The 5,812-nt window shown below is 66.6% G+C and carries 5 protein-coding genes; all 5 read right to left on the bottom strand.

Going from position 1 to position 5,812, the window contains the following annotated elements:
* On the bottom strand, positions 1 to 908 hold a 908-nt coding region (locus VGW35_02670; protein ID HEV8306546.1), incomplete at its 3' end, for an ABC transporter ATP-binding protein.
* A gap of 9 nt (positions 909 to 917) precedes the next feature.
* Entirely contained in the window at positions 918 to 1,874 is a 957-nt protein-coding gene (locus tag VGW35_02665; protein HEV8306545.1) for an ABC transporter ATP-binding protein, read from the bottom strand.
* Positions 1,871 to 2,722, bottom strand: coding sequence for an ABC transporter permease (locus VGW35_02660; GenBank protein ID HEV8306544.1), 852 nt, complete (start codon positions 2,720 to 2,722; stop codon positions 1,871 to 1,873). The genes VGW35_02665 and VGW35_02660 overlap by 4 nt, the downstream gene beginning before the upstream one ends.
* Positions 2,723 to 2,862: 140 nt before the next feature.
* Complete coding sequence (locus tag VGW35_02655; protein HEV8306543.1) at positions 2,863 to 3,867, bottom strand: ABC transporter permease; 1,005 nt, start codon at positions 3,865 to 3,867, stop codon at positions 2,863 to 2,865.
* Between the two features lie 60 nt (positions 3,868 to 3,927).
* Positions 3,928 to 5,697 carry an ABC transporter substrate-binding protein gene (locus tag VGW35_02650; GenBank protein ID HEV8306542.1) on the bottom strand — a complete coding sequence of 590 codons (1,770 nt, stop codon included), beginning with the start codon at positions 5,695 to 5,697 and terminating at the stop codon, positions 3,928 to 3,930.
* Positions 5,698 to 5,812: the final 115 nt, after the last annotated feature.

Below are 5,812 nucleotides of genomic sequence, written 5' to 3'. Positions count from 1 at the left end.
GCGGCCTCGAGGCAGGGCGAGGCGGCGAAGGGGCAGCGATGGGCAAACTTGCACCCCGCACTCCCGGCCGCCTGGATCGCGGCGGGGTTCGGCACGCCCTCGGTGGACCACGTCCGCTCGGCGCTGGCCAGGGGAATGGATGAAATGAGCAGCTGGGTGTACGGATGCCGGGGGTGCTTGACCACCAGCTCCACGTCACCGGCCTCGACGACCGACCCGCGATACAGCACGACGATGTTCTCGCTGATCTGATAGGCGGTCGCCAGGTCGTGGGTGATGTAGATGACGGAAATGTCGAGATCCCGGGTCATCTGGCGGAGCGAGCCCAGGATGGTGGCGCGGAGGGACGCGTCCACCATCGACACCGGCTCGTCGGCCAGGATGAGGCGCGGCCTCAGGAGGAGGGTCCGGGCCACCATCACGCGCTGGCGCTGGCCACCGCTCAGCTGGTGTGGATAGCGCCCCAGCGTCTCCTCGGGCCGCAGCCCCACGGCCTCCAGCGCGCTCTCGATCAAGGCTCGGGCTTCGGCCCGCGAGGAGGCCAGCCCGAACTTGGCGACGGGCGTGGTCAGGACGTGGTCCACCCGATAGAAGGGGTTGTACACCTCGTAGGGATCCTGAAAGATCGCCTGAACCTCGCGGCGGAAGGCTCGCCAGTTCCCGCCCGACATGGTTCGCAAATCCCGGCCCTGGTAGAGGACCTGTCCGCGCGTCGGCGTCACCAGGCCCAGCAGCACCCGCCCCAGAGTCGTCTTTCCACTGCCGCTCTCGCCCACCACGGCGGTGATGGAGGGCCGGTCGCGGTCGATGGTCAGCGAGAAGTCCGCGAGGGCGACGGTGTGGCTCCGGTCGAGCAAGCCACCGCCGAAGCTCTTGGTGACGCTGCGGGCCTCGAGTAGTGTCGCCACCGCGTCGGCCTACGGGAGGTGACACGCGGCCCAGGAGTCGGGCCGCGCCTCTCGGAAGGCGGGCGCTTCCGTCCGGCAGCGATCGAAGGCAAAGGGACATCGGGGATGGAACGCGCACCCCGCCGGAACGTCCCGCAGCAGCGGCGGCAGGCCCGGGATGCCTTCGAAGACGCCCTTTCGCGTGAGCGACGGGAGACTGGCGATGAGCATCTGGGTATACGGGTGCAGCGGCTTGGTGAAGATCTGGCGTACCGGAGAGACTTCGACCAGCTTCCCCGCGTACATGACCCCGACGCGGTCCACGAACTGGGCCATCAGCCCCATGTCGTGCCCCACCAGGAGCAGGGAGGCGTCGAGGTCCTTCTGCACCCGGGCCAGCGTCTCCATCACCTGCTTTTGCACGACCACGTCGAGCGCGCTGGTCGGCTCATCGGCGATGATCACCTTGGGGCGCAAGCTGATCGCGATGGCGATGCAGACCCGCTGCTTCATGCCACCGCTGAGCTGGTGGGGGAACATGTCGGCGACCTCGGACGGGAGGCCGACCCGCTGCAAGAGGTCGCGGACCCGCTCCGCCACGTGCCGCTTGGCCATCCGTGCCCCGTGGTCCCTCAGCGCGTCGGCGATCTGGCCCTTGATCCGCATCACCGGATTCAGCGAGTTCATCGAGCCCTGCGGGATCAGGGCGATCCGGGCCAGCCGGAGCTGCCGCATCTCCTCCTCGGCGAGGGTCAACAGGTTGACGCCGTCGAGCCAGACCTCCCCGGCCTCGATGCGGCCCGGGGGCTTGATCAGGCGGAGGATGGACAGGGCCAGGGTGGACTTGCCGGATCCGGACTCCCCGGCCAGGCCAAGCCGCTCCCGGGCTCGGAGGCTGAATGTGACGTTGTCCGCCGCCTTCACCGCGCCCAGCGGCGTGTGGTAGTGAACCACCAGCCCGCGGATCCCGAGGATGTCCGGCATCATACCGCGCTTCGGAGTCTGGGGTTGGCGAGCTCGTCCAATCCGACGGTGAGGAAGAAGAGCCCGAGGAAGACGATGAGGATGATGGCGATAGGGGCCACCCACCACCACCACCAGCCATTGATGAGCGCGGCGTTGTAGTTGACCCAGTAGAGGGTCATCCCCAGGGTCGGGGCATCGATGGGTCCGAGCCCGAGGACCTCCAGGCCGACCGAGGCGAGGATGGCGTTCGACACCGAGTTCACCAGCGTGGCCGCCAGGTACGGCAGGAGGTTGGGCATCAGTTCCTTGACGATGATCGCGGGACCACTCATGCCGGACAGACGGGCCACCTCGACGTAGGCGCGCTCTCTCAGGCTGAGCACCTGGGCACGGATGGTGCGCGTTGGATTCAGCCAGGCGAGGGAAGCCACGACGATCGCCATCTGGTCGACCGTCAGACCTTCTTTGATCGAGACAGCAATGATGATCAGCACCAGCAGTCCGGGCACGGTCAGGCCGATGTCGACGATCCCCCGGATGACCGTGTCGAGCTTCCCGCGGTAGTACGCGGAGACGAAGCCCAGGAGCGATCCCAGTCCGACCCCCAGGAACCCGGCCACGAAGCCGATCCGCAGGGTCAGGGGGGTTCCGGCGACCATGACGGCCAGCAAGTCCCGGCCTTGCCGATCCGTGCCGAAGGGGTTCTCCCAGGACGGCGGTCGAAGGGCGGGCACGGAGAGCGGTCGGGATCGGCTCGTGTTCACGAAGAGGTGGCCCAGCCCCACGAAGAGGACCAGGATCAGGAGGAAGACCGCGCCCACCACCAGGGAGACGTTGCGGCGCGCGTAGCGCAGCCCAGCCGCCAGCATCAGGCGAGGCTAGTTCTTCGGGGGGGTCTCGGAAGACCCCCCCGATGCCCCCCCTCGGTTGCGGCGGCATAGCCGCCGCTCGGAGGGTTGCTCGACGCGGTGTGCGCTCGGGCGAGCCGCCGGGTTACTCCGACACACACCTAGGCCTTTCGGTAGGAGATCCGGGGGTCGAGGAGGGGATAGATCGCATCGAGGATCAACGTCGCCAGGCCCAGGGCCACGATGACCGTGAAGACGATTCCCTGGATGAGAAAGTGATCGTTCTCCCGAATGGCATGGTACAGAACCGTGCCGATGCCGGGGTAGGCGAAGATCACCTCGACCAGGACCGCCCCCGAGAGGATCTGTCCCAGGGCCAGAGCCAGGCCCGTCGTCTGGGGGAGAATGGCGTTCCGCGCACAGTAGTGCAGGAAGATGGTGAGGCTCTTGAGCCCCTTGGCTTCGGCAAAGGTCACGAAGTCCTCGCCCTGGGTCGTGACCATCATCCCGCGCATCGTCAGCGCCCACCCTCCCGTCGCCACCAGGACGATGGACATCGCCGGCAGGATCGAGTGCTTGAGCACGTCGGCCGCGAAATCCAGGGTCAGGGCCGGAAACGCTCCGGCGCTGTAGCCACCGAACATCGGCAGCACCGTGATCCGGAAGGCCAGGAGGTACATCAGGATGAGCCCGAACAGGAAGAACGGAATGGCGTGAAGCGCCCACAGCGGCGGCAGGAGGAACCGGATCCACCGGGGCGCCCTCGGCCAGGCCAGCAGCGCGCCCAGGAAGGTCCCGATGCCGAAGGAGAGCAGGGTCGTCGCGCCCAGCAGGCCGATGGTCCAGGGAATCGCCTCGGCGATGATCTCGTTCACGGTCCGTGGGTAATTGGCGATGGAGTAGTTGAAGTCCAACCGGGCCGCATCGTGAAGATAGGCGAGGTACTGGACCCAGAGCGGCTGGTCCAGGCCGAACCGCCGGTCGTACTCCTTGACCATCGCGTCGATGCCCGCCTGGACGTAGCCGCCGAGCTGGGCTTGCTGGAGTAGCTTGACCCTGACCGGGTCCTGGCCGGACAAGCGGGGCAGAAAGAAATTGAGGGTCGCCGCAATCCAGACGATCAGCAGAAAGACGCCGAACCGTTTCGCCAGGTAGTCGACGGGCACGGCTTGCCCCCTCGTCGGGGGACGGACAGGGCCGGCCCCCAACCGTTCGGCGGGGTTCTTCTACTGCGTGGGCTGCAAGTTCCAGAGGACCATGGCGTACGTCAGGTGCCAGAAGGCGCCGTTGACGTACGGGTTCTCCGCCGTGGGCCAGTTCGTCCAGTACGTGGTGTTCATGGGGATCCGGTGGAAGTTGTGCACCAGGGGAATGTCCGGCAGCTCGGGAATCCAGATCTCCATGGCCTTGCGCCAGAGCTCGAGGAGCTTGGCCTTGTTGGTCATGTCGGTGACGAACACCTGGTCGACGAGCTTGTCGTAGGCTTCGTTCTTCCACTTGGCGAAGTTGACGAGGTGCGCGCCGGGGACGGCCACGGTGGAGCTCTGGTAGAGCCGGAGCGTGTGGTAGGGGTCGTTCACGCTCCCGCCGTGGCCGTAGATCGCCCCGGCGTACTGGCCCTTCTGAAACCGGTCGTCGAAATCCGGCGGCAGGCTGAAGCTGGCGTCGACGCCCTGGCGCTTCAACAGTTCCGACAGCACCGGCCCGATCGCGGGCCCGCTCGACCCGAAGCCGATGATGTCTAGCTTGAGGCGATTGCCCTGAGCGTCGACCCAGAATCCCCCGCTGTCCTTCTTCCAGCCCTTTCGGGTGAGCAGCTCGTCGCCCTTCTTGGGATTGAACTCGAGGGTGTTGTGCTTGGCCAGAAGGTCCTTCACGGCGTCGATGTAGGGCTTGAGCGGCGGATACTCCGGCAGCGGGAGCGGGGACGCGGCGGAGGCGCCCAGGTAACCCACGTCGACGATCTGCTGCCGGTCGATGAAATGGCTCAGGGCCCAGCGGACGTCCTTGTCGTTGAAGGGCGGTCGCTCGTTGTTGACGTAGAGCGAGATCGGCCACCAGTCCATGTAGCCATAGGGGGGCTTCTGGCCGGAGTGGGTGGTGACCTTGGAGTTCTGGCGAAACACCGTCGGGAAGGTGGCGGCCTGCAGGCTCATGCCGTAGTCGAGCTGGTTCGTGATGAGCGCCTGGGCCGCCTGCTGCTCGCCGGCGTTCGGGAGCCAGATGTTGCGCTCCACCTTCGGCATCGGGGCCAGGCCGGCCCTGGCCGCCCACCACTCGTCCCGCCGATCGATCATCTTCTGCTGGGGCGAGGAGAAGGCGACCTTCCAGGGACTGGTGGTGACCGGCCAGCCCTTGGCCGGATCGAAGTGCTTGAACGTCGTCCAGTCCTGGCCCTGGAAGATGTGCTTCGGCACGATGTAGACGCCGATGTCGTACTTGTAGGTCATGAAGTAGAAGAAGCGGGGGGCCGGGACCTTGAACTTGACCACGACCGTGTTGGGGTCGGTGGTCCTGGCCTCCTGCATGAACTGCTGCACGTCGACGCCCCACCGCACCTTGGGACCCAGCTCGCGGAGGCTCGTCAGCGTGTAGGCCACGTCCTCGGCGCTGAACGGCGTGCCATCGCTCCACTTGATACCGGAGCGGGTCTTGATCGTCAGCTCCTTGAAGTCGGGGCTGTACCGATGGCTCTCGGCCAGCCAGGGGTACTCCTTGTCGGCGAAGGCGCTGTAATAGGCCAGGGGCTCGTAGAGGATGCCCGGCCCGTTCTGGTGATTGGATCCGATGGCGTAGGGGTTCCACAACTCGTAGTCGACCCAGCGGCCCTCCCGGCTGCCGATCCACACCAGCGTCAGCGTCCGGTTTCGCGGGACACTCCTGGGCTGAGCGGACGCCGAGCGCGCGGGCCACACCGCTGTCGCCCCGGCCGCCAGGGCTCCCGTCCGGAGGAAGTCTCGTCGGCTGAGTCGCCTGGAGGTCTTTCCCTGAGGCATGCTCGGCTCCTTTCTCGTGGCTGCCGGATGCGCCGTGGCCCGAGGCGAGAGTGTGGTGCGCACTCCATCATGAAGCCTCGTCGTGTGTCAAGCACGTGTCCTCGCTTCGGCACCG

The organism is Candidatus Methylomirabilota bacterium (assembly GCA_036005065.1).
In the GTDB taxonomy this organism is placed as follows: domain Bacteria; phylum Methylomirabilota; class Methylomirabilia; order Rokubacteriales; family DASRDR01; genus DASYQW01.
The sequence above is the reverse complement of the archived record's forward strand: the minus strand, read 5'-3'. Positions and strand labels throughout refer to the sequence as shown.

Excerpts from the sequence above, each read along its gene's own strand:
- VGW35_02660 (HEV8306544.1), bottom strand. The coding sequence starts at position 2,722 with ATGCTGGCGGCTGGGCTGCGCTACGCGCGCCGCAACGTCTCCCTGGTG.
- VGW35_02665 (HEV8306545.1), bottom strand. The coding sequence starts at position 1,874 with ATGATGCCGGACATCCTCGGGATCCGCGGGCTGGTGGTTCACTACCAC.
- VGW35_02650 (HEV8306542.1), bottom strand. The coding sequence starts at position 5,697 with ATGCCTCAGGGAAAGACCTCCAGGCGACTCAGCCGACGAGACTTCCTC.